This window comes from Enhygromyxa salina (assembly GCF_002994635.1).
Taxonomy (GTDB): Bacteria; Myxococcota_A; Polyangia; order Nannocystales; family Nannocystaceae; genus Plesiocystis; species Plesiocystis salina_B.
Map to the genome: position 1 here is coordinate 32,469 of NZ_PVNL01000105.1, position 23,608 is coordinate 56,076.

Genomic DNA, 23,608 nt, shown 5'->3' on the forward strand with positions numbered 1-23,608 from the left:
GCGAGCGCAGAGCAGTCGCGGCCCAGCACGACCCGCGACTTCCGGCCCGCGTCGGCCGTGGTTCTCGGATCTGCGCCGCCCATCACCAACGCTCGCCGGCGACTGCACGCTCGCGCTACGGGACCTGGGCGCTGAGCTTCGACGGCCTGTCGTTCGTGCCCGACTAGTGATGCAGGTGCCGCATGTCGCCGTAGCGGGCCTGCAGCGCCTCGATCGCATCGAGCAGCTCATTGATGTCGCGGGCCGCCGCGCTCGCGGGGGCGTCGAGGCTGGCGGTCGAGCCGTGCGCCATCGCCTCTTGGTGGGCGACGCGGCGGGCGACGGCGCACTCGAGCACGGGCAGCCCGAGCGCGCGCAGATCATTGGGCAGCGCCGCGCCGATCGTCGAGCGCAGCTCGACGGCGTTGGGCACCACGGCGACCTGCATCCGGAAGTTGAGCGCCCCGCGGCCGCGCAGGCAGGTCTCGACGGTGTCGACGGCCGCCCACGCGTCCATCGGGCTGGGTCGGCAGGGGACCAGGGTCAGCTCGGCGATCTCGGCGACCACGGCCAGGACCTCGGGATCGCTGGGGGTGTCGATCACGGTCAGGTCGTGGCCGAACGCCAGCCCGCGGATCCGCTCGGCCTGGCCTGGGCTGGCGCCGGGGAGCCGCAGGGTGGTCGGAGCCTGGGAATTAGCGCTCAGCGACCAGGCGTGGGCATCGCCACGGGGGTCGAGGTCGACGAGTAGGGTCCGGCGTCCGCGCGCGCGCGCCTCGGCAGCCAGAGCCACGGCGAGCGTCGTTCGTCCGGTCCCACCCTTTAAGCCTGCGAGCGCGAGGAGCATGGGCGGCACGTTAGCGATCAGATCGATGCAGTCCAGTTTCTGGCGTATTCGGCCCCGAACTGCAACACATGTGATCGGCTCGCGGCCGGTCCGACTCGATCGCGTTGCGATCGTCGTGCTCGTGCGACGAGGCGACCCTGTCGACGATCTGACGTCTCGCCGGTCTGCTCGATCACGGCGTGACGCCGCAATGATCTTTGCGATGATGTGGATCGCCTCAGCGATCTACCGCGTGATCCTGTCCGCGATCTCGCGAGTGGGTGGCATCCCGCGGCGCGCTCGAGCGCGACACGATCCACGACACGATCTCGCGAGTGATCTCGGATCTAGAGCGGCTCGAGCAGCGGCTTCGGGCGCGGCTTGGGTACGAACGCCCCGGCGCCGATCAACGACCCCAGCTCGCTCGCGCGGTCGCGCGGCAGATCTCCGTCGGTCGCCCAGTCCCACACGATCTCGTTGGCTTCGTTGACGATCGTGGTCAGCCGCCCGCCGCCGTACAGCGCCAGGTATCCGGGCGGCAGCAGCATCGCGTCGAGCAGCTCGGGCCGCGCGTTGAAGATCACGTGAACCGGCACCGACTCGACCTCGTCGGCTTCCTCGAGCCCTTCGGCGGGGGTCAAGCGCCAGCCGGTCAGGCGCCCGCCGGGGCTCTCGACCCGGACCAACATGACCTCATCGCGCTCGAGCACACCGGTGACCGTGAGGACGTGTTGATCGAAGTCGATCGCCTCGCCGGGCACCCCGACCTGCTCGAGCACCGCCCGCTGCCGGGCCAGAGTCGCCAGCGAGACCGAGATGTCTGGCCGCGTGTTGGCCTCGGGATCGTTGTCGTAGTCAGGCTCCTCGACGACCAGGCGATCCTGATCCGCGGCGAAGGTCAGCGTGGTCCAGCCGATCGGCAGCCGGGTCTTCGCCGTCAGCGGCACCGACTCCGCCAGCAGATCTCCAAACAGCAAGAGCAGCCGCTCGACCTCGCCGCCGAGCGCCGGATCGGCGTGCACGTAGATCGTCTGGGCACCGTAAGCCATCACCCACTCGCCTGGGCGCGCGCCTTCACTCGCTGACTCGGGCTGCTCACCCGCCGCCGCCGGCTCGACCGAGGGCTCGGCCTTGCAGCCCGACCCCAACCCCAACACGACGATGCCCAGCGCACCGAGCCTCCGGCCAAACGAAGATCGCACCCCCAGAGTATCGAGCCACGCTCCACACCGCACAACCAGCCTGGATTCAGACCCTTCGTCGCGCTGGACCACTGCGCGACGATCCCCGTAGAGTGCGGCCCGAACCCATGAGCGCCGCCCCTCCCCACATCCACCGACTCGTCGACGTTCACGAGCTGCCGGTGGGTACGGTCGCTACCGCGTTCGTCGCGGTCCGCAGCATTCGCCACGGCCTGAGCCGCTCGGGCGACGGCTACTATGATCTCGTGCTCGCAGACGCCAGCGCCAAGCTGGCGGGCAAGATCTGGGGCGACACCCGGGCCTACCGTGAGGCCAACCCTGAAGCCACGCCGCCGAACCCGGGCGCCGTGGTCAAGCCGGGCGCGGTCGTCAAGCTGCTGTTCACCGTGGCCAGCTTCCGCGACGTCGTGCAGCTCAACGTCACCCGCATCCGCGTGCTCGGCGACGACGACAGCTGGGAGCCCGAGGCGATCTGGGGCCCCGGCTGGGAGCTGGTCGAGGGCCTGCGCTGTGAGATCTTGGTGTTCGACATCGAGACCGTGCCTGCGATCGATCTCGGCGCCGTGCCCGAGGCCGTCGTCAAGGCCGTGGCCCGCGCGGCCGAGCGCAACGACGGCGACGAGGGCAAGGTCATGAGCCTCTCGCCCTACTACGGCAAGGTCGTCTCGCTCGCGTTCAGCGACGCCGACAGCGACGCCGTCACGACCCTGGTCGTGCCGCCGGAGGGCCGCGAGCAAGACCCGTACCCCGAGCGCGTCCGGGCCATGACCGAGGCCGACCTGCTGCGCAGCTTCTGGCACCTCGCCGACGCCGCCGAGCTGGTGGTCAGCTTCAACGGGCGCGGCTTCGACGTCCCATTTCTGGTCACGCGCAGCCTGATCCTGGGCGTGCCGGCCCGCGTCGACCTGCTGTCCAGCCCGTTCTCGCTGCGGCCGCACCTGGATCTGTATCGGCTGCTGGGCCACGGTCGCTCGAGCCTGGGGGGCGCGTCGCTCGACGTGATCTGCTGGGCGCTCGGGGTCGAGAGCCCCAAGGGCGAGCTCGACGGATCCATGGTGGCGCCGACCTACGCGCGCGGTGACATCGAGGCAATTGCGGCCTACAACGCTGCCGACGTGCGCGCGACCGCGGCCGTGTTCCGGCACCTGCGCGAGCACCTGCTCCCATTTCGCAACGACTGGTGACGATGCCCGCAGCCTCAGCCCACTCCGCCAACTCGAGCTTCTCGCGCGTGGCGTGGGTCGTGCTGGCGTACACCCTGGCCGTGATCGTGTTCGGCGCCTGGGTCCGGATCACCGGCTCGGGCGCGGGCTGTGGCCAGCACTGGCCGACCTGCCACGGCGAGGTCGTGCACCGACCCCAGAGCATCGAGACCGTGATCGAGCTGACCCACCGGGTGACCTCGGGCCTGTCCTTGCTGTTCGCTGGGGGTCTCATGGTGTGGGCCCGGCGTCGGTTCTCGGCCCCGCATCCCGCTCGCTCGGGGACCGTGCTGGCCGTCGCGTTCTTGCTGCTCGAAGCGCTGCTCGGCGCCGGGTTGGTCGGTTTTGGTCTGGTCGAAGACGACGACTCGGTCGCGCGCGCGGTGGTCATGGCGATCCACCTGACCAACACCTGCCTGCTGATGGGCGCGCTCGGGGCTGCCGCGTGGGCCAGCGTCGACGATCGGCCCCGGCGTCTGCACGCGTTCGCGCCGGCTCGGCACGGGGCGAGCTGGTGGCTGGTGGCGGGTGGGCTCGCGGCCGTGCTGCTGGTGTCGATGAGCGGCGCCGTCACGGCGCTGGGCGACACGCTGTATCCGGTCAGCGCGGGTGAGTCGCTCCGCTCGGTCGATGGATCGACGACCGGCCACTTCTTGCAGCGCATGCGGATCGTGCATCCGCTGCTGGCCTGCGCGGTTGGGCTGTATCTCCTGTGGCTGGCGATCGCGCTGCCGGGCCTGCCCGCGCCGCCAGCGGTGCGGCGCGTGGGCAACATCGTCGCCGGCCTGGTCGTCGCCCAGCTGTGTGCGGGCGTCGTCAACATCATGCTCTCGGCGCCGGGCTGGATGCAGCTCGTCCACCTCGCGCTCGCGACCTGCTTGTGGGTCGCCCTCGTGCTGCTGTGGCTCGAGGTCCTCAGCGCCACAGTCAGCGCCACAGTCAGCGCCACAGGTAGTGCCACAGGGTCAGACCCAGCACGATGAGCGCCAAGCTCAGGTGAACCACCGTAAAGCGTCGCTTGGGGCGCTCGGCAGCGGGCTCGGTCGGTGCCGCTCGTTCACGGCTGGCGTCCGCGAGCGCGGTCCGAGCCGCGTCGAACGCCCCGACGAGCTCGACGGGATCGGAGTGCGTCTCCACGAGTCGGCCGGCGAGCGCGAGCAGCTCGGGGTGATCCGCCGCGAGCACCCGCGCGCGGACCGAGGGCCCGGCCGCGATCACGGCCGCGCTTCGAAACACTCGCAGCGGCGTCGGGATCGAGCTCGAACCCAACGTCGAGCCGCTCGGGTGGGCGGCCTGCAGGCGGTCGGCGATCGCCGTCGAACAGGCTCGCAGCTGCGGCGGCGCAGCGATGTCCGCCCGCTCGCCCAGACTGATCAGCATCGCCCACGCGATCGAGGCCCGATCGAGCCCCAAGACCACGCCCGTGGTCTCGACCGCCGGGGCGATCGCCGGGCTCAGCGTGGGGCGCTCGTTCAGCAGCGCCGCGACCTCGGACAGCTCGCCTGGAGTCAGATCCCCGCGCGACTCGGACTGTGCGAGCGCGTGCGCTGCATCGACCAAGCTCGCCGCGACCTCAGTGACGAGCCGCATGAGCAGGGCGGCCGCGATCGGCTCGGCCGCGGCGACCCGGCCAGGATCCTCGCCGGCCTCGACGATCGCCGCTGCGAGGGCCGTGGCTCCGTGGCCCCGATCCCGGTCGTCGAACGGTGCCTGGGGATCCGCCTGGGGATCCGCCGGGGGCTCGGGCAGAACCTCGTCCTGAGCCCGCTGAGCGGCGATCCAGGCAGCTCCGCAGCGAAGCTCATCGAGCAGGTCCAGGGCCTGATGCTCAACCTCGTCGATCTCCAGCGAGGGTCCAGGCGATGGGGCAGGGGGCAGACTCACTGGTCGTATCATGCCTCACCTTTGCGCCAGGTGCCGGGGTCCAGCCGTGATCTTTGGCGCTCGATTGCATCGCCGGGCTTGCCGCCAACCCCGAGGCCCGGTTAGATGCACCCCATGCTGCACAAGCTGATCGCTCCCGCGTGCGCCCTGGCTGCGCTCTCGATCTCGTCCATTGCGTTGGCCGGCGAAGTTCCGGCGAGCGAGCCCGCGGCCGAAGCCGTCGAAGCCGCGGAAGCGAGTGACGCATCCGCCGAGGTCAACGACGAGGCCGTCAAACAGGTCGAGGCAACTGCTCCGGTCACGCTCGAGAACGAAGTCGCCGCCTCCGCCGAGCTCGGCGAGATGGAGCGTCTGAGTCACGGCGGCCGCCTGTCGCTCGGCGCTGCGCGGACGCTCGCGGGCCTGACCGGCGTCAACGTCCGCTACTACCTCACCGATCACTTCCACATTGGCCTCAACCTCGGCGTCGCAACCTTCAGCTACCGGGAGCCCGACTTCACGGGTGATCCAATCGACTGTGGCACCGATCAAAAAGACGCCTCGTGCACCAAGAACACCCGCACGCTCGCGTACATCGGATCGAGCGTCGAGGGTGTGTACTGGATCCTCGGCAAGCCCGCAGGCAACTGGCCGTTCCAGGCTGACTTCGGGATCGGTGGTCGGCTCGGGTTTCAGCACTACGTCAACAGCACGGACGTCGGCAACGACCTCGATGACCCGCTTCAGCTGACCGCCGAGGTCCCGCTGATCATCATGCTCAGCCTCGGCGAGAACTTCTCGATCGCCCCCGAGTTCGGAGCCGTGTTCCGCTGGAACCCGGGCTCGCGCCTGCAGGGCCCGACCGAGATGCCGCCGGATCCAGGTGACAGCAACCCCGGCTTTGGATCCAACGGCCGGTTCGAAGCGGGCGACATGAGCGGTCCGGGCTTCGGCTTCGAGATCACCGACAACGTCGGCTTGTTCGGCGGCGCCAGCTTGCTCTACGCGTTCTAGGTCGACCGTGTCGGCTCGGGTGGTCTCGGTCACCGCCAGCGACTACCATCGCGGGCCATGACCGAGCGCGAGCGTCAGACAGCCCCGCGGGATTGCGACGAAGCGCGCGAACGCATGCGCGGCGTCGTGATCCCGTCGGCGATCATGGCCGTGCTCGAGACCCTCGCCCGCGCCGGCTTCCATGGCGTGGTGGTCGGCGGCGCGGTCCGGGACGCGCTGCTCGGCGCCGACGGGGGCGACTGGGACGTGGCCAGCGACGCCACGCCCCAAGAGGTCATCGAGCTGTTCCCGCGCACGATCCCAACCGGGATCGAGCACGGCACGGTCACGGTGTTGTCGGGCTCCGGCGAGCAGCGCCACGCCGTCGAGCTGACCACGTTTCGGGGCGAGGGCGTGTATCACGACGGTCGACGCCCGAGCGAGGTCGTGTTCCTGCGCGCCCTCGAGGACGACCTCGCCCGTCGCGACCTCACGATCAACGCGTTCGCCTGGGACCCGCTCGCGGCCGTCTTGACCGACGCGTTCGGTGGGCTCGAGGATCTGCGCGCGGGCTTGATCCGAGCCGTCGGCGACCCGGCCGCCCGGTTCGCCGAAGACGGCCTGCGGGCCATGCGAGCCGTCCGGTTCGCCGCCACGATGAGGTTTCGTTTGGCGCCGGAGACCGAGGCCGCGATCGCGGGCGCGCTCGAGGTGTTCGACAAGGTCAGCCGCGAGCGGGTCCGCGTCGAGCTCGTCAAGCTGCTCACGTCGGTCCGACCTTCGCTGGGCCTGCACCCCATGGCCAGCACCGGCCTGTGGGATCGCGTGCTCGCCCCGCTCGAGCCGCTTGCCCGGGACCAGGCGATCGAGGCCTGCGATCGGCTGCCCGCGCGGCCGATCCTGCGGTTGGCCCGGCTGCTGTGGCCGGTTCGCTACGATCGCACGCAAGTCGAGACCATCGTCGACGCCCTGCGACCGAGCAACGACGAGCGAAACTCGCTGGTGCGGCTGACCAGTGAGCTCGTGGACGAGCTCGCGCTCGCGGTCGAGCTGCCCGAGCCTGGGCGTGCTGCGATAATTCGCAGGATCTTCGCCGAGCTCGATCCGGCCTACGCGAGCGACGCGTCCGCGCTGCTCGAGCTCGACGCGCAGGCTGTCGCCACGATCGAAGCCGCGATCACGGGCGCCGCCCTGACCACCAAGCAGCTTGCGATCAAGGGTGGCGATCTGATCGCCGCCGGCCTCGCCGCCCCTGGACCTCAGCTTGGCGTGTTGCTGGCCCAGCTGCTCGACGCGGTGATCGAGGATCCAAGCCGCAACAACGAGGTCGCGCTGCTCGAGCGAGCCCGCGAGCTGCTCGGCTAGCTCGAACCGTAGCGCATATTTTCTGGTTGCGACCATGCATATGTGCCGGGAGCTCCGTCCTGGCCAATTCCAGCGAGACTCGCGAATTGTACAGCGATGCTCGACGAGACCTACGACATCGCCGAAGCCCTGCTCGCCCTCGACGCGCCCGGCAGCTTCGCCGTCCGCCTGCGCGCGTCCGCCGATGATCTGCAGCTGCACCTGCGCAAGGTCGGACCGATCGAGTTTCCGATCAGCCCGGCGACGACGTCGCGGATCTGCGCCCTCGCGACCCGCTCCCCATTTGGCTGGGGCGAGCACACGATCATCGATCCGACGGTGCGCAGCGGCTGGGAGCTGAGCAAGGCTCGGATCAAGATCGACAAACGGCGGTGGGCGCCGGTCCTGCGCGAGCACCTCCGCAACATCCGCGAGCAGCTGGGCCTCCCGGAGACGGGCCGGCTGCGTGCGAGCCTCGACAAGCTCACGATCTACGGGCCGGGAGAGTTCTTCGTCCCCCACCAAGACACGGAGAAGGACGACGACATGATCGCCACGCTCGTGGTGTTGCTGCCCTCGAGGTTCACGGGGGGCATGCTCCGCTGCGCGCGTGGGGACCAGCGGGTGGAGTTTCGCCGGACAGCGCGAGGCGCCGAGCAGCTCGAGCTGATCGCCTTCTACAGCGACTGCCAACACGAGATTCGACCCGTCAAGTCGGGCCATCGGCTCGCGCTCGTCTACCGACTCGGCTTCGAGTCCGACGAGGATCGGGCCACGCTGGCGCGAGCCGAGGGACCTGCGATCGAACAGCTCGAGCGAGCGATCGCCGAGCACTTCGAGTCTGGCGGAGAGAAGCTCGTCGTGCTGCTCGACCACGAGTACACGCCACGCAACCTCGGGTGGTCACGGCTCAAGCACGCAGACGCCGTCCGGGCTGCGAGCCTGGCCACGGTCGCGGAGACGCTCGACCTCGACGTTCATCTCGCGCTGGCCAACATGCATGAGGCCTGGCAGTGCTCTCCCTCGGTCTCGCGCGCTCGATCGATGTGGTCGCGCAGGTACGACGAACACGACGACGACGATGACGATGACGATGATAATGAGTACACCCTCGAGCACATGTACGACTCGAGCGTCACGCTGCGTCACTGGCGAACTCGGTCCGACGCCCCTGCCAACTACGACGATCTCCCCGTCGATGAGCGCGAGCTGTGCTTCACGACTGGCAACGACGCGCACGAGCCGTTCGAGACCGACTATGAGGGCTACATGGGCAACTACGGCGAGACCCTCGATCGTTGGTACCACCGCGCGGCGATCGTGATGTGGCCAAGGGTCAACGCGCTGCTCGTGGAGGCCCGGCTCGATCCTCACGCGGCGATCCGTCAAATGATCGCGGGGCAGCGCGACGGTGAGCCAAATTCCAAGCCAAATTCCAAACCGAATTCCAAACCAGATCCGAGGCTAAATTCCCTGATCGCGATCTGGCCTGACTGCGTCGGTTCCGAGCCGAGCAAGGCGTTGGTCGCCGACGTGTTTCGCCTCGCGACGATGCTCGACGATCCCGAGCTCGCCAACGCCTTGCTCGTGCCGGTCAAGCCCGTGCAGATGGGCATCGGCGTGATCACACCGCTGCTGCACGCGACCCGGCGCCACGGTCCGAGCTGGTGCGAGGCGCTGCTGAGCCGCTGGCATCCCGATTCGCGCGGGCGCGGGTGGTCACGCTCGAGCCAGTGGCGCGAGAGCTATCCGCACGCCTGGCTCGCCGCGTTGATCGATGCTGACGCGGAGCTGGGCTCGCGGCTCGCGGCCTTCATCGTCGCCAAGCAGTGGGACGAGGCGCAGCAGGTTCGGGCGACGGCAGCCCAGGCGCGCTCGCCTTTCGCCAAGGGCGCAACGACCGCGGGCCTCACCTCGTCCGTGGACTTGCTCAGCGCGAGCGCGCTGGCTGGGGCGCGGGAGGTTCATGGCGCGATCGTGGCTCAGCTGACGTCGGCGGACTCGAGCCTGTCGGGCCTGGAGCTCGCGTCCGTGGTCCTCGATGTTCACCGACGGATCGACGCGAAGCGCTGGCGCAGCTGGGGCACCGAGCGGCTCCTGGTTCATGCCAAGCGCTCGCTCTCGGCCGCGCTCGCCAGGCCAGCGCGCGGCGACGAGGACTGGCGGATCGTCGTCCCTCGAAGCTGCGAATGCGCCGACTGTGCGACCTTGCACGCGTTCCTCGGGGCGAGCGAGGTCGGCACGATCATGCCGCTGGCCAAGGCCCGGCGGCAGCACATTCACCAAGTCATCGACCGCGCGAGCTTGCCGGTCAGTCACGTGACCGAGCGCCGCGGCAGCCCATACCAACTGGTGCTGACCAAGCGGGTGGAGCTGTTCGCACTGGAGCAGCAGCGTCGCACGGCAGAGACGGAGATGCTGCGCGCGCTTGCAAAGCTCGGCTGAGTGGCCCAGCGAGCTCGCGCCCTCGTACTCGGCCGCTGATGCTATCGTGCGGACAATGAGCGGAGCCGAGGCGTTCGACCCAAGTGACGATTTCGGCCACATCATTCATCGTCGAGCGGGTTGTGTCGTGCGGCCGGACAGCGTCGGGCAGCTGCAGCAGATCATCCGTGACAGCGGACGAGCGAACACGCGGATCGTCGCGCGCGGCAGCGGACACAGCGTGTTCGGCCAGAGCCAGGTGCAAGATGGCTGCGTCGTCGACATGCGGGCGATCCGACATGTCGCGATCGAGGGCGACGTAGCTGTGGTCGGCGCCGGAGCGACCTGGGCCGAGCTCACGCAACACAGCCTCGAGCACGGCATGATCCCGCCAGTGCTCACCGACTACGCGGGGCTATCGATCGGTGGCACCTTGTCCGTCGGCGGTATCGGGGCAGGGAGCGTCGTCCATGGAGCGCAGACGGATCAGGTGATCGAGTTGTCGGTCCTCGTCGCCAACGGCGAGCTCATCCACTGCGCTGCAAACCACGAGGTCGAGCTATTTGACGCGATGCGGGGCGGCCTTGGGCAGGTCGGCATCATTGTGGCCGCCAAGCTCAAATTGATCGCCGCGCACACACACGCTCGCCACCTACGCGCCCATTATCAGACCCTCGATGCGTGGATCATCGATCTCGAGCGGATGGTCGCCGAAGGCCGCCAAGGCCAGCTCAGCGCCGTGGGGACGGTGGACCCCGACGGGCAGTGGCACTTCCACATCGACATCGTCGAGCCCTTCTCGGGTCTCGCACCGACGCGAGATCGGCCGCTGCTCGATGGCTGGGCCAGCCAGGAGTCTGGGTTGGAGATCGCCGACTGGCCGACACTGGAGTACGTCACCCGTCTCGACCCGGTGATCGCATCTTGGCGGGCGTCGGGCTTGTGGAAGGCGCCGCACCCCTGGGTGGATGTCTTCGTGCCTGCCCAACATCTGCGGGGCTTTGGCCGGTCGGTGGTCGCGTCGCTCGACCCTCTCGATCTCGGAGTGGATGGGGCGATGCTGCTCATCTATCCGATCTGCGCGACGAGCTCGCAGACCCCGCTGCTGCCGATCTCGTCTGGTTCGGGGCCCGCCTACTTGTTCGACGTGTTGCGCTGCAACCCCGGTGCGTCCGCCGAGCGTGTCGACGAGCTGCTCGTGGCAAATCGGACCATCTACGAGCGCGCGCTGAAGCTGGGAGGATCCCTGTACCCGATCAGCGCAGTCGAGATGTCGACGACCGACTGGGAGCGGCACTTCGGCGCGCAGTGGCAACCGTGGGCCGCGGCGAAGCGGCGGTATGATCCAGACGGGCGAATCGGCGGCCAGTGCCGACTATTTTAGACCGTCACGACGTGGCACCGGCGCGCGCCTGGATGCGGTGCTGCTCGAGGCGCTCCGCGAACTGTTCGAAGCAATCGAAGCATCGTTCGACCAGACCAATGGCCTCGTCGTAGAGGGGCAGGTCAAAGTTCACGCGGTCGAGCACTTCCTGCCCCGACTCCGAGAACACCTCATGCGCTTCCTCTGCGGCCTGGTGGGACCTGGCAAAGTATCGCAGCGCGTGGTCATAGTCCGCGCGCTTGACGAGGTCGACCATGCTGGCGAAGAAGATCGAACCGGCGGCCTCGAGCACGAGCGGGAAGACGATCTTGACCCGGTCATCGCTCGCTCCTAGCAGCTCCGACATCAGCCGGTAGACCATGTCTCGAATCGGTCGATGGACGTCCCCGAACACCCATGCCACATCGCGTGAGACACCCAGGGTCTCGGTGTCCGCCAAGAACCAGGCGTCGTGACCGAGATCGTCCTGGCGCATGGACAGCGCGATGCTGCCAAGCTCGGGATCTTGGATTTGCTCGTGGGTGAGCCGGAGCATGTCCTGAAAGCCCAAGACGTAGAAGTAGCCGTGATGGGCGATCGCACGCAGATCATCGAGGTGCGATGAGGCTGCGAGCGAGCGGAACAGCGGCATGGTTGCCAGCGCGTCGGTCCGCTTTTGGATGACGCCCTGGACTTCAGCCATCGATCGATGTTGCGGTTGCATGCGCGCCTACCTCGCCAGGTGATCGACCACCAGCTCGACCGTGGTGTTGGGTCCCAGCGTCTCTTGCATCTTGACGAGCTGCGTGACGATCTTGTGGGTGTGCGCGGTCAGCTCGAGGTGCTCGATCGCGTGCTCCACTTGGTTGGGACCGAAGGCTCGGAAATTTGGGTTGAGCCACAGTAGAGCAGTTGCGACCCCCCGCTTGATCGGGTTGGTCAACGCGTTGGTCACCACCGCCGACCGGACCCGGTTGTCGAGGAGGTTGGTGAACAGCTCCTTGCGCTGGACCGCGTTGGGTGCCCCACCATCTGAGAAAACGAACGAACGGATGCGCCCCACGTCGCCGTCGACGAGGTCCTTGAGGTCTCGAATTTTTTGCAGCGCCGGGTCCCACTCTTCCGTTGGTGGGTCCCGCGTGGTGTGAAGCCACAACACGAGATACAGGTCACCTAGCTGCAGGATCGAGATCACCATCTCCATGTTTGGTTCTGGCCCGCTCAGGATGGCGCCAGGCTAACACACAAACGGGTCGGCTCGCACTCGCGCAGCCCTCGAAGTTCCTCCTACGCGCTCAACTGCACCTGCTCGACGCTGACCCGTCCAGAGATCTCCCGGTCCGTCGACCGGTTGGGGGGCGCGACCTCGTAGGCCTCGGGCGACAGGTAGATCGTCACGTGCCGGGGCCCGGGGTGAATGCGCAGCGCCACGTACGAGTGCAAGCCCGAGCCGTCAGCGAGCGGCCGGGTAGCAAAATCGGACAGCGCGCGATCGTAGATGTCGAACTCGTCCTCGTTCAAGAACCACCGCAGACGATGGTTGACCTCCAAGTCATCCGCAACGTAGCTCCGCACGGGGAAATGGATGGTCCCGCTACTCGGGCGCTCGCTACGCGAATCGAGCGAAAGATACGAGCTGATCGGCAGACCCGTAAAGCGCTGTTGCGACCCCGCGAGCGTGTCCCAAAATTCCTCGATCATCTCCGCGGGGTAGCCAGGGATGCAGCGGAGCCACGACTCAATCTGCGATCGAGTCGAGTTGTGATGGACACGGTAGACCTTGACCCGCGCATCCTCGGTCCGGGCGAGGTCGAGGGAGAAGAAGCGGAACTCGCATCGCTCATCCGTGCCGTCGAGCATGTCCGTCACGGCGGTCGCAAATCCCAGTCGTCGCAGTGCGTCGTGGATGACGACTGGCGCCCGCTCACGACCCTGCGCCAGCGGGTTGAGGTAGACCTTGAACTTCGACTTGGCGCCCGGCGTGAAGCTCACGCAGTGCCACATCGCGTAGCGGCACGTCGCGCTGCTCGGCTCGAACAGATCGGCGATCGAGCGCAGGCGCTCGAGGCAGACCCCGTCATGCTCGCTGGCAATCCGCTCGCTCAACTCCCACCCGGCCGCCCACAGGGCGCTCTGCTCGAACACGTCCGCCTGAGCCTCGAACAACATCCGGATCTCTGGTTTGCCGTGCTCGACTGCGAGCGAGAACTCGATCGGGAAGTGCTCGTCCGTGATGTCGGACTCGCCCACGGGCCGGCGGCCGATCCGTTGGTGGCCCCAGGGAGACAACAACTCGGTGGCCAGCTCAATCGCGCGGTCGCGCTCATCCGCGACGAATCCCAAATTGTCGCACAACGCGCGAAGGGTTGCTGCCGCCAACTGGACATAGGTCTGGTTGGGATCCCGCCTCGGACGCGACACCTCGCGTTTGAATTGAAGGTTTTGCGCGGTATCGGAGACGATGGATGAGTGGAGACTAAGCATGGCCGGCACCTCGAAATTCCAGTGACACCGGAAGTTTCTGCGTGCCTGGGGCGAAATGCAACAGAATTTTTATAGTATGACTGGATTTTTTTCATGAATATGGGTCTTTAGATCGACATACGGCGTATTTGGGGCATAAAGCACCAATCGCAATCGGTGGCAAAACCATCTGCATCTGCGCTCCAGGATCGAAGCAGGCGGCCCCCAGGTACCGTGGAGGTCGATTTCGCTCATCCTTGGCGGCAACGTGGCTCGGCATGAAGCCACCGGTCCGGTGCTACTCCGTGGTCTTTCCCTTAGAACGTTATTCTCATTACTTTAAATTTCGTTTGATAAGCAGCCCACTCCATCGAAGGCCACACATGCCCTAGGCACCTTCGAGGTGGGGCCGCTGGACAATGCGCGCGTCGAGGGTGACGTACTGCCGATCCGAGTCCACGAGCCGAACCGGGCTCAGATCAACCGACAACAACCGCTCCCCCGTGTGCCGAAACAACCCGTCGATCCGCAGCAGCAACCCGGCGAGCACGTTGACGTCGGGGTCACTCGCGCGGCGTCGGGCGGGGAGCGGCACGGCAGACAAGGCGGCCTCGGCGAGCAGCAGCGCGTCGGCGTTCGACAGCGGTGAAGCGGCCAACACTGGCTCGGCCGGGACGTCGAGCAGCGCCCGCACGAACACCACGCCCGAGCCGCTGTGCAGCCGCAGCGCGCCGCAGTGCAGGTCGAGGCCGGGCTCGATCATCTCGGCGACCACGACCCCGTCGAGCTGCACGGTGGGGGCCCGCTCTTCCACGTTGTTGACGATGTTCGCGTAGGCGCGCTTGACCGCGGCCGCGTTGGCGACGTCGAGCTCGACCGCCCCGAGCTCGCGCTTGCGTCGAAGCTCGGGGCTGAGGGCCTTGAGCACGACGGGGTAGCCAATCTTGTCGGCGAAGCTGGCCGCGCCGCTGGCCGAGTTGGCGAACGCCTGGCGGGTGACCTCGATGCCGTGGCCGCGCAAGACCACCTTGCTCTCTTGATCCGAGAGGACCTCGCTCGCGCCCTCGAGCACCGCGTCGGCGCGCTCGAGCAGCTCGGGCTCGGGCAGCTCGGGGGCCTCGAACGCGCTGGCCAGCAGCGCCTCGCTGGCGCGAAACCGCAGCAGCCCGCGCTGAGCCAAGAACGCCGCGGTCGGGACCCGCAGCGACAGCGCGGGATCGGGCGCCTGCATGCCGACGAGCTCGCCGACCCGGGGGAGCGCCCGCCGAGCTTGATCCCACAGCGCGCGGGCGGCCTCGACGTCGTGTCCGACGTCAGCGAGGGCCTCGGCGTGGGGCTCGAGCTGGCGTCGAACGCCCTCGCGCAGCAGCGCCAGCACCTGCGGCGCCGGGTAGGTCGGGCCCGAGAGCCGCTCGAGGGTGTGGGCCACTGTCGCGGCCTCGAGCATCGGCGCGTGGGGCTCGAGCTCGACGCGCGGGACCCCGAGCGGGACCAGCAGCTGGCGCAGCTCGCGAGGGCCGAGGCTCGAGATCCAGTCGATCCAGTCGAGCCACCCGAGCTCCAGCGCGGCAGCGGGGACGTAGCCGACGACGTCGTGCGCGAGCAAGATCGGCCCGGCGAGCCAGCGCGGCAGCCAGCTGGGCGTGGGCGCGATCGCCAGGCGCGTGGGTCCGATCGCGTGACACAGCGGCGCGAGCTCGTCGCGGTGGGCGGCGCAGGCGAGCGGCGCGGCCTGGCCGTCCTCGAGCTCGCGCGCCCCGACCCACAGCGCGGCCGCGGGCCCGAGGATCGTGGTGCGCTGACGCAGCGACAGCTGACGCAGCTCGGCGAGCAGCGAGGGCTCCGGCTCACCGGTCACGACCAACAGCGCCGGGAGCCGATCGGTGAGCGCCCGCAGCAAGCTGGGATCCACGTCGCGCGTGGCGACCAGCTCGACTCGATCGCCGAGCTCGCGGACCACCCGCCCGAGCTGGGCATCATCGACGACCCGGCCGCGGGCGTGGTCCGGTCCGCTCGTCCACACGCTCGGATCTTCGGCCACCGAGCGGGCGACCAGCACCGACTGTTGAGCCGCGTCGACGGGCCCGAGCAAGGCAGCAAGCGGGCCGTCCGTTCGGCGGTTGCGTTGCTGCCTGCCCGTCATGAATGCGGCCGCATGAGCCGGCGCCCCTGTCCCAGCTTCAGTTCTAGCTTCAGACCCGGCTCGTCAGACAAAGGTGCTCTTCCACGGCGTGTCGCCGAACCGCCCGATCACCTCGCTCCACTTGCCCGGCAACACGAAGTCGGCCAGGCCCCAGCTGGGATCGAGCGGCCCGCTGATCTCGCGCTCGCCGATCAACAGGATCACGCGCAGGCCCGGGCTGCGCTCGACCAGGGTCAGCGGCAGCCCCTCACCGGATGCGTCCAGCCACACCAGCGTGCCCTCCTGGTACGTGGCGTACTCGTCGGCCGAGACCGGGTGCGCGCCGATGCTGTCGAGCGCCGCCTTGGTCTCGGCGTCGAGGGTGGTCTCCGACCCGCCATCGGCGTCCGGCCCGCCATGCGCGTGCAGATAAATTAGTGGCGGTTGCTCGGCCGTCGTCGACAGATCGGCGGCCTGCTCGGCGGCGGTGACCAGCCAATCTTCGAGCTCGACCTGGGTCACGTCGGCCTCGTACTCGGGCTCGATGTGGAGCGGCGCCTGGTGCCACGGCAAGGTGCCCGCGATCGTACCGATCACGGGCTCGAGCTTGTTGGGATTGTCGGCCGGGCCGCCGATCCAGCGGCCGACCATGGGCCCGATCCCGGCCTGGGCCAGCACCGATCCAGCCTCGCGGGTGTAGGGCGCGAACACGTGGCGAGGGGACAGCCTCCGAAACAGCTTCTGGATGCCCTCTGGCCCGAGAAACACGATCTGATCGGCGCCGCAGCGGCTGGCCTCCACGATCAGGCGGTCGTCGAACCCACCCGCGTCGCCCAGGCACAAGGTCAAGACCGAGGCGCCGCGGGCGTTGGCGACGTCGCGCGCGAGACACAGGGCAACCAGGCTGCCAGGGTGCGGCCCGCGGGTTGTTCGTTGAAGATAGACGACGACGTGGGCCATCAGCTCAGACCATGCTTGCGTTTCACCAGATCGAGCTGCTTTTGATACTCGATCTCGAAGCTGTCGGTGCCGTCTTGCAGGTGCTTGAGATGGCGCCGAACCTCGCGGTCGAGGTCCTCGTCGTGCTGCATGTGCCGGCGGAGGATGTCTTTGATCTTGCGTCGCAGCGTCGCGTCGTCGACGTAGATCTCGTCGACGAACTGCGAGCGCATGAACAGCTCGACCATCTGGTTGGCGATCCAGGTGATCGAGTCGTCACCGATCCCGAAGTCGAGCAGCTCCGCTTGCTGCCGCCGGATCCGATAGAGCTCCGAGTAGGGGAGGCCGCGCTGCTCGAGGATGTCCTTGGACCGCTCCGAGATCTCGCGGTTGAGTCGCAGGTACTCCTTCAGGATCGACTCGACGTCGTTCTGAAATTCCTCGCGGTTGCTCGTCTCGATGTCACCCGGCTCCACGAGCGCTTGCAGGATCGAGTCGAGGATCGCCGGGATTTTGCTGGCGTACAGACGCATGAGTCAAAGCCGAGGATAGGCGCTGGGTTGCACCGCGTCCAGGCTCGGGCAACATCGGCCCGTGACGGGATCTACGCTGGCCGATCGGGTGACCAGGCACGCCGCGACCGCAGGCCCGGCCCAGCAGCGCCTGGTCGTGGCTGCGGGGCTGGTGTGGCAGGGTTCACGGCTGTTGGTCCAGCGTCGGCCAGCGACCGCCAGGCACGGGGCTGGAGCCCTCGAGCTGCCGGGCGGCAAGCTCGAGCCAGGCGAGGGGCCGCGGGCCGCACTCGCGCGGGAGCTCGTCGAAGAGTGGGGCCCGCGAGCGCGCGAGCTCGAGATCGGGGCGGTCGCGGATGTCCTGCATCACGTGTATCCGCCGCCGGGCCCCGAGGTGATCTTGATCGTGTTGGACGTCGACGCGCGCAGGTGGTCGGCATCGTGGCGCGAGCAGATCGAGCCGGAGCCGGGCGTCGAGGTGCTGGCCTTCGAGCTCGCCGAGCTGCCGCTCGACCAGTTCTTGGCCGCGGACCGACCGTTCCTGGCCGCGCTCCAGCGCGGGTAGGCTCCTAGATTTTTCCGCACGTCGTGCGACCCATGGACACAGGAAATGTGTTCAGAGCCCCCTCCGAGGGGGCCACACATGCGCCTGCGAACAAACAGCCCCGAGGAGCGAAGCGACCAGACGCGCCAGCGGCTGCAGTCGGCGAAGTGCACCGGTCTGTGTGGGGGTCATGTACTTCCTAGGTGCCTCGCCAGGTCCGCTTGCGGCCGAGGTCGATGTGCACGAACTCGCTGACCGGGTAGAAGCCGACCCCGCCAGGGTGGACGGCGAGCAGCCAGTCGTAGAGCGCGCGGGTCTCGACGCCGGGCAAGAAGAAGTCGATCGCGTTGGCGTCGGTGTGCTGGCTGTTGTTGGCGACCTCGTGGCCCTTCTTCGCCAGCAGCAGGTTGTACTTGGGCGCGCGGTAGCCCGAGATGATCCTGACCTCGCGGACGTCGAAGTGGGCGGCGGCGGCGTTGATCCTGGCGACGAGCGCGGCGGGGATCGGGCCCTGGCCGTGGGTGAACCAGCACCGGAAGAACCCGCTGCGATCGGCCTGGCCGGCCGGACCGTCGGCGACCCCGGCTGGACCGGTCAGCGCCCGGATCTCGTGGGTGCGCAGGTTGTTGGCCCACACGGGCTGATCGGCCCGCTGCCCGGCCCGGGCGGGCCGACCGGTCCGCGCCGCCTGCTTGTCGGCGAGGTAGGCCTCCTTCTTGGAGCTCACCTGGGCCTGGGGGGCCTGGGCGAGCACGGCCGCGAGCGCGAGGGTGAGCACGGGTGGATGCTACTCCAGCCGGCTCAGATCTTCGCCCCGTCAAAGCGGGCGATCTCCACGAAGGCCTCGTCGGTCGGGTGCTTGCGAAACAGCAGCGCCTCGCGGATTTCATGGTCCTGACAGTCGACCACCAGGTAGTCCACGGGCCACCCGGCGCCGAGCGCCGCGCGGGCGTCTTCCGCCGAGAAGTACGCGCCCACGCGCGGGTGTGAGTGGTAGACGATCGTCGCGGGCGCGTCCGAGTCCAGGCTGTCCGCGAGCATCTGGAGGTGCTTGCCCCCGAAGGTGTAGGCGGTCGCGGCGGTCCGCGGGTAGGTCTCCGGATCGACCGCGTGGTAGCGGTCTTGCATGTTCTCGCACTCGATCAGCTGGGCACCCTCGCCGCTGCCGATCACGAAGCCACAGCACTCGCTGGGGAACACGGCGCGGGCGTGGCGATAGATCGCGTGGAGGACCGCCGCAGGCAGCTGGGGTACCGCCGCGTCACCAGACATAGTGCTTCTCCCACTCGAGCGGCGCGAAGTAGCGGTCGCCGCGATCACACAGCACGGTGACGACGACCCCGGGCGTGTCGGCCTGGCTCAGCTCACGACCGACACGCAGCGCGGCCGCGACGTTGGCTCCGCTCGAGTGCCCGACGAACAGGCCCTCGCGCTCGGCCAGCCGCTCGGCCATGTCCCAGCCTTCTTCGGTCGGCATCCAGATCGTCGCGTCGAGCGCTGACTCGTCGTAGATCTCGGGCACCAGGCTGCTCGGCAGGTGCTTGAGGCCCTCGAGCCCGTGCATCCCGTCCTCGGGCTGCATCGCCACGCACGTCACGTCGCGACCACACGCGCGACCGAGCTCGTGGAGCCGCCGCGAGGTCCCGACGATCGTGCCGCTGGTCCCGATCCCGGTCACGAAGTGGGTCACCCGGCCCTGGGTCTGCTGCCAGATCTCGGGCGCGGTCCCGTGATAGTGGGCCAGGGGGTTGCTCGGGTTGGCGTACTGGTTGGGGTAGTAGTAGCGATCCGGGTGCGCGGTCATTAGCTCGCGCGCGAGCATGATCGCCCCGTCGCTGCCCTCCATGGGGTCCGAGTAGATGATCTCGGCTCCGTACACGCCGCTGACCTGCTTGCGCGGGGCCGAGACGTTGCTGGGCATGACCAGGGTGATCGGGATCCCGAGCGCGGCGCCGACCATCGAATAGGCGATCCCGGTGTTGCCGCTGGTGCTGTCGATCAGCCGCTTGCCGGCCAAATCGCCGCGGGCGAGCGCGTCCTCGATGATCCGCAGCGCGGGCCGATCTTTGACCGAGCCCGCCGGGTTGGTGAACTCGCACTTGGCCCACAGCTCGACGCCGGGGCAGTCGGCCTCGATCCCGTGGAGTCGGACCAGCGGCGTGCGGCCGATCAGATCGGTGATCCGATCGACGCGCAGCGGTCGGACCAGGCGCTGGGCGGCGAGCTGCTCGGCGCCACTGACCCCGCCCGTGTCGCGGAGCTGGTCTCGCACGTGTCGGGCGCTCATGTCGGGCTCCGGCGCATCTCAGCCGAGCCCGCCCGCGATCGCCGGGATGATCGAGACCTCGTCGCTGTCCGCGATCGGGGTGTCGAGCCCGTCCTGGAAGCGAATGTCTTCGCCGGCGACGAAGATGTTGACGAACCGGCGCACGGCCCCGGTGTCGTCGCGGATCCGCTCGCCAATCCCAGCGTGGCTGCCCTCGAGGTTGTCGAGCAGCTCGCGGATGTTGGCGCCGGAGACGGTGACTTCACCTTTGCCTTCGGTGTACTTGCGCAGCGGGGTGGGGATCCGAACGGTTGCCATGGTGGGTGTGTTCCTAGCGGTCTTGGGGCGAGTGGTCTGGCGACGGAGCGCCGCCGTGTAGTTCGATCGCGGTCGAACAAGTTACGCAGCTGGGTCGGGGGGTGGGCGCGAGTCGCCGCACGCCCCCGCGGAGCAGATCAAAGTGGAGGCAGACCCCGGCGGGGGACCGGTCGAGCGCGTGGGGACCGGCGAGGCCGATCGCCAGACCCGCCATCGCGTGACCGACCGCCCCGGCGACCGGGCCGGCGACCCCGACGGTCGCGCAGGCGGGCGCGAGCTCGGGTGGCGGCGGCGCCTCGAACAGGCAGCGGTAGCACGCGGCCTCGCGCTGGCCTGGATCGACCGCCATGGCTTGCCCGTGCCAGCCGACCACACCACCAACGACCACGCGCAGGCCCGCGCGCACGCACGCGTCGTGCACGGCGAACTTGAGGGCAGGGGAGTCGCTGCACTCGAGCACCACCCACGAGCGCGGTGAGCCGGCGGTGAGCTCGGCGAGCAAGCCGTCGAGGTCGTCCGCCCGCAAACGTCGGCGCAGCGGCGTGATCTCGGCTGGCGGGGGGCTGTCGCGGCAGCGCCCGAGCAGGGCCTGGCGCGCGGCGTCGACCTTGCTCACCCCCACGTCCGCGCCGCTGAACAGCACCTGGCGGGCGAGGTTGCTGAGATCCACGTGATCGTCGTCGACGATCGTGATGCGTCGAGCGCCGCCCGCCTGCAGGCCCAGCAGAGCGGGGCAGCCCAGCCCACCCGCGCCGATCACCAGAAACTGCATGGGCGAGATCATGACGGCGTGCGACTTCACGGCTGGCGCCACGGGCCGTGACCGACGAGCAGCGCTCGCTCGCGGTCGTGGCGGCGGCGCGAACATGTCAGCGCCGATCCCCCTCGGGCGTGAAGAAGGCGTCGAGGCTGAAGTAGCGCTCGCCGGTGTCGCACAGCACGGTGACGACGTTCTTGCCGGGGCCGAGCTCGCGCGCGAGCTCGAGGGCGGCGACCATGGCCGCGCCCGCCGAGATCCCGACCAGCAGCCCCTCTTCGTGGGCCAGGCGCTGGCGCATGCGGTAGGCGTCGTCATCACGGACCCGCGCGACCCGATTGTAGATCGTGGTGTCGAGCACGTCGGGGACGAAGCCAGCGCCGATCCCCTGGATCTTGTGCGGCCCGGGGTCATCGCCCGACAGCACCGCGCTGTTGTCGGGCTCGACGGCGACGATCTGCACGTGGGGGTTGTGGGCGCGCAGGGCCAGGCCGACTCCGGTCACCGTCCCGCCGGTGCCTACGCCTGCGACGAAGCCGTCGATGCTCAACCCGTCCATTTGCTCGATGATCTCGGGCCCGGTGGTGAGCTTGTGGATCAGCGGATTCGCCGGGTTTTGAAACTGCTGCAGCATCACGTGGTCGGGCGCGCTGCACAGCTCCTGGGCCAGCGAGACCGCGCCCTCCATCGTGCGATCTTCGGGCGTCAGCACGATCTCGGCGCCGTAGGCCTTGAGCAAGTTGCGGCGCTCGAGGCTCATGCTCTCGGGCATGGTCAGGATCAACCGGTAGCCCTTGACCGCGCTGACCAGCGCGAGCCCGATCCCGGTGTTGCCCGAGGTCGGCTCGACCAGCGTGCTCTTGCCCGGGTAGATCAGCCCGTCGCGCTCGGCCGCCTCGATCATGGCGAGCGCGATCCGATCTTTGACCGAGCCGCCGGGGTTCATCATCTCGCACTTGCCCCACACGGTGGCGGCGCGATCGGGCTCGCCATGACCCTCGCCATGACCCTTGCCATGACCCTCGCCATGATCAGGGTGCTCGGTCAGACGGTTGATGCGGACCAGCGGCGTGTTGCCGATCAGGCCCAGGATGTTCTCGACCAGTGTGGGTCGCTGCATGATGGTCCCGATCGAATCAGATCACGTAGTCGGCTGCTTGTCGGCGATAGCGCTCGCGCGCCTCGCCGATCAGCTGCTCGAGGTTGAGCTCACCCACCGCCGACTCGAACCGCTGGTCGACCGAGTCCTCGACCAGGCGGGTGATCTCGTCTTGGGGGTGGCCTGTGTCGTTGGTGGATGCCGTGCTCAGCACGCTGATGACCTCGGCGACGGCGATCTCCGCCGCGGGTTTGGCGAGCCGGTAGCCGCCGCGGGGGCCCCTTTTTCCCACAACTAACCCGGCTTTTCGGAGCTCGCCGATGATCTCTTCGAGGTAGCGCGAGGGAATGGCTTGTTGCTCCGCGATCACGTGGGCGCTGGCGTAGCCTCTGTAGGCCACATGGGTCAGCGCTCGCAGGCCGTATCGGACTTTGGTCGACAGTCGCATTTACCGGGAACCCTCGCTGGAAATCTCCGGCGAGCCTGCCACACGAAGCCGGTTCGCGCCAGCCCTCGGGCCCACACGAACATTTACTACGATATGTTACCGTGTAATCCGGAGCCCACAGCCTGGGATCGGCGCAGGCGCGGCGACGGCGGCTGCTTGATTGTTTCGGCCGTCAGCGTTAGGGAGCCAGCGCCGATGGACGTCTCTGATCTCAAAAAGAACTCCAAGCTGGAGATAGATGGTCAGCCCTGGGTGGTGACGGACTTTCAGTTCGTCAAGCCCGGCAAGGGGCAGGGCCTCTACAAGTGCAAGATCAAGAACATGATCACAGGCGCGGTCATCGACCGGACCTGGCGCTCGGGTGAGAGGCTCACCGACGCCGACGTCGAGTCGCGCAAGTTCGAGTTCTTGTTCTCCACGGGCGAGGCGTACACCTTCATGGACAGCGCGACCTACGAGCAGGTCGAGCTGCAGGCCGATCTCGCCGGGGACGAGGCCAAGTTCTTGATGGACAACCTCGCCGTCGACATCCTGTTTTACAACGGTCGGCCGGTCGGGCTCACGCTGCCGAGCCACGTGACCATGGAGGTCGCCGAGTGCGAGCCTGGCGTCAAGGGTGACACTGCGACCGGCGCGACCAAGGGCGCGACCTTGCAGACCGGCTACGAGGTTCAGGTGCCCCTGTTCATCAAGGTCGGGGACAAGCTCAAGATCGACACGCGGACCGGCGCCTACGTCGAGCGCGTCAACGAGTAGTGCGTTTCAATGACCCCCACAGGCGGTTTCATGACCCCCACAGGCGGTTTCGCACTGCGCGGTCACTCGCTTCGCTCGCTCCCATCGGGCTGGCTGTTTGCGACCGCATGTGTGGCCCCCTGGAAGGGGGCTTGATATGACCCCCACAGGCGGTTTCGCACTGCGCGGTCACTCGCTTCGCTCGCTCC

24 protein-coding genes are annotated in these 23,608 nt (G+C 68.3%); 8 read left to right on the forward strand and 16 right to left on the reverse strand.

The annotated features are described in order from the left end of the window. Positions 1-163 precede the first annotated feature (163 nt). Both ENSA7_RS26030 and ENSA7_RS26035 read right to left on the reverse strand, forming a co-directional pair. Positions 164-826, reverse strand: a complete 663-nt coding sequence (locus tag ENSA7_RS26030) for a nucleotide-binding protein (protein WP_106092051.1) — start codon at positions 824-826, stop codon at positions 164-166. A gap of 326 nt (positions 827-1,152) precedes the next feature. Further along, positions 1,153-2,007, reverse strand: coding sequence for an immunity protein Imm33 domain-containing protein (locus tag ENSA7_RS26035; protein ID WP_106092052.1), 855 nt, complete (start codon positions 2,005-2,007; stop codon positions 1,153-1,155). 107 nt (positions 2,008-2,114) lie between these two features. On the opposite strand from ENSA7_RS26035, the gene ENSA7_RS26040 reads away from it, so the two are divergent. Then, on the forward strand, positions 2,115-3,191 hold the full coding sequence (locus tag ENSA7_RS26040) for a ribonuclease H-like domain-containing protein (RefSeq protein ID WP_106092053.1): 1,077 nt from the start codon (positions 2,115-2,117) through the stop codon (positions 3,189-3,191). A 2-nt stretch (positions 3,192-3,193) separates the two neighbouring features. Further along, positions 3,194-4,192 (forward strand): COX15/CtaA family protein, encoded by a 999-nt coding sequence (locus ENSA7_RS26045; protein WP_106092054.1) that lies wholly within the window; start codon positions 3,194-3,196, stop codon positions 4,190-4,192. Here the strand turns inward: ENSA7_RS26045 and ENSA7_RS26050 are convergent. After that, positions 4,149-5,093: a hypothetical protein gene (locus ENSA7_RS26050; protein WP_106092055.1), complete on the reverse strand. Its 945-nt coding sequence runs from the start codon at positions 5,091-5,093 to the stop codon at positions 4,149-4,151. The two genes, ENSA7_RS26045 and ENSA7_RS26050, sit on opposite strands and share 44 nt — an antisense overlap. A 114-nt stretch (positions 5,094-5,207) precedes the next feature. Between ENSA7_RS26050 and ENSA7_RS26055 the strand changes: the two genes are divergently transcribed. The 4 genes from ENSA7_RS26055 to ENSA7_RS26070 all read left to right on the forward strand — a co-directional run bounded on the left by ENSA7_RS26055 (position 5,208) and on the right by ENSA7_RS26070 (position 11,217). After that, entirely contained in the window at positions 5,208-6,086 is an 879-nt protein-coding gene (locus tag ENSA7_RS26055) for a PorT family protein (protein WP_146158139.1), read from the forward strand. Positions 6,087-6,143: 57 nt separating this feature from the next. Next, positions 6,144-7,430: a CCA tRNA nucleotidyltransferase gene (locus ENSA7_RS26060; RefSeq protein ID WP_106092057.1), complete on the forward strand. Its 1,287-nt coding sequence runs from the start codon at positions 6,144-6,146 to the stop codon at positions 7,428-7,430. Positions 7,431-7,526: 96 nt separating this feature from the next. Next, positions 7,527-9,854, forward strand: a complete 2,328-nt coding sequence (locus tag ENSA7_RS26065) for a 2OG-Fe(II) oxygenase (RefSeq protein ID WP_106092058.1) — start codon at positions 7,527-7,529, stop codon at positions 9,852-9,854. Positions 9,855-9,909: 55 nt separating this feature from the next. After that, positions 9,910-11,217 carry an FAD-binding protein gene (locus ENSA7_RS26070; RefSeq protein WP_106092059.1) on the forward strand — a complete coding sequence of 436 codons (1,308 nt, stop codon included), beginning with the start codon at positions 9,910-9,912 and terminating at the stop codon, positions 11,215-11,217. A gap of 4 nt (positions 11,218-11,221) precedes the next feature. Here the strand turns inward: ENSA7_RS26070 and ENSA7_RS26075 are convergent, their stop codons facing one another. From ENSA7_RS26075 to ENSA7_RS26100, 6 genes are all read right to left on the reverse strand, one after another. After that, positions 11,222-11,899, reverse strand: coding sequence for a heme oxygenase-like domain-containing protein (locus ENSA7_RS26075; protein ID WP_106092060.1), 678 nt, complete (start codon positions 11,897-11,899; stop codon positions 11,222-11,224). Between the two features lie 27 nt (positions 11,900-11,926). Next, the gene (locus ENSA7_RS26080; protein ID WP_181234113.1) at positions 11,927-12,391 is read right to left on the reverse strand and encodes a hypothetical protein; all 465 of its coding nucleotides are present in this window, start codon (positions 12,389-12,391) and stop codon (positions 11,927-11,929) included. Positions 12,392-12,483: 92 nt separating this feature from the next. Next, a complete protein-coding gene (locus ENSA7_RS26085) occupies positions 12,484-13,680 on the reverse strand; it encodes a tryptophan dimethylallyltransferase family protein (RefSeq protein ID WP_106092062.1) in 1,197 nt (398 codons plus the stop codon). A 367-nt stretch (positions 13,681-14,047) separates the two neighbouring features. Continuing rightward, the gene (locus tag ENSA7_RS26090) at positions 14,048-15,751 is read right to left on the reverse strand and encodes an acetate--CoA ligase family protein (protein WP_181234115.1); all 1,704 of its coding nucleotides are present in this window, start codon (positions 15,749-15,751) and stop codon (positions 14,048-14,050) included. 114 nt (positions 15,752-15,865) lie between these two features. Next, positions 15,866-16,741, reverse strand: a complete 876-nt coding sequence (locus tag ENSA7_RS26095) for a hypothetical protein (protein ID WP_106092064.1) — start codon at positions 16,739-16,741, stop codon at positions 15,866-15,868. Further along, positions 16,741-17,253, reverse strand: coding sequence for a DUF507 family protein (locus ENSA7_RS26100; protein ID WP_106092065.1), 513 nt, complete (start codon positions 17,251-17,253; stop codon positions 16,741-16,743). Before ENSA7_RS26100 ends, ENSA7_RS26095 begins: the two co-directional genes overlap by 1 nt. 61 nt (positions 17,254-17,314) lie before the next feature. Between ENSA7_RS26100 and ENSA7_RS26105 the strand changes: the two genes are divergently transcribed. Continuing rightward, positions 17,315-17,797, forward strand: a complete 483-nt coding sequence (locus ENSA7_RS26105) for an NUDIX domain-containing protein (RefSeq protein WP_181234116.1) — start codon at positions 17,315-17,317, stop codon at positions 17,795-17,797. Between the two features lie 178 nt (positions 17,798-17,975). Here ENSA7_RS26105 and ENSA7_RS26110 read toward each other — a convergent pair whose 3' ends face one another. From ENSA7_RS26110 to ENSA7_RS26140, 7 genes are all read right to left on the reverse strand, one after another. Beyond that, positions 17,976-18,554, reverse strand: coding sequence for a YcbK family protein (locus ENSA7_RS26110; protein WP_106092066.1), 579 nt, complete (start codon positions 18,552-18,554; stop codon positions 17,976-17,978). A gap of 23 nt (positions 18,555-18,577) precedes the next feature. Then, a complete protein-coding gene (locus ENSA7_RS26115; protein ID WP_106092067.1) occupies positions 18,578-19,048 on the reverse strand; it encodes a M67 family metallopeptidase in 471 nt (156 codons plus the stop codon). Then, positions 19,038-20,063, reverse strand: a complete 1,026-nt coding sequence (locus ENSA7_RS26120) for a PLP-dependent cysteine synthase family protein (RefSeq protein WP_106092068.1) — start codon at positions 20,061-20,063, stop codon at positions 19,038-19,040. The genes ENSA7_RS26115 and ENSA7_RS26120 overlap by 11 nt, the downstream gene beginning before the upstream one ends. Positions 20,064-20,081: 18 nt before the next feature. Next, positions 20,082-20,360: a MoaD/ThiS family protein gene (locus tag ENSA7_RS26125; RefSeq protein WP_106092069.1), complete on the reverse strand. Its 279-nt coding sequence runs from the start codon at positions 20,358-20,360 to the stop codon at positions 20,082-20,084. A 13-nt stretch (positions 20,361-20,373) separates the two neighbouring features. After that, positions 20,374-21,162: a HesA/MoeB/ThiF family protein gene (locus ENSA7_RS26130; protein ID WP_181234117.1), complete on the reverse strand. Its 789-nt coding sequence runs from the start codon at positions 21,160-21,162 to the stop codon at positions 20,374-20,376. A 67-nt stretch (positions 21,163-21,229) separates the two neighbouring features. Then, on the reverse strand, positions 21,230-22,237 hold the full coding sequence (gene cysK, locus ENSA7_RS26135) for a cysteine synthase A (protein ID WP_106092071.1): 1,008 nt from the start codon (positions 22,235-22,237) through the stop codon (positions 21,230-21,232). Between the two features lie 16 nt (positions 22,238-22,253). After that, entirely contained in the window at positions 22,254-22,664 is a 411-nt protein-coding gene (locus ENSA7_RS26140) for an RrF2 family transcriptional regulator (RefSeq protein ID WP_106092072.1), read from the reverse strand. Between the two features lie 195 nt (positions 22,665-22,859). On the opposite strand from ENSA7_RS26140, the gene efp reads away from it, so the two are divergent. Next, a complete protein-coding gene (gene efp / locus ENSA7_RS26145; protein ID WP_106092073.1) occupies positions 22,860-23,420 on the forward strand; it encodes an elongation factor P in 561 nt (186 codons plus the stop codon). Positions 23,421-23,608 lie beyond the last annotated feature (188 nt).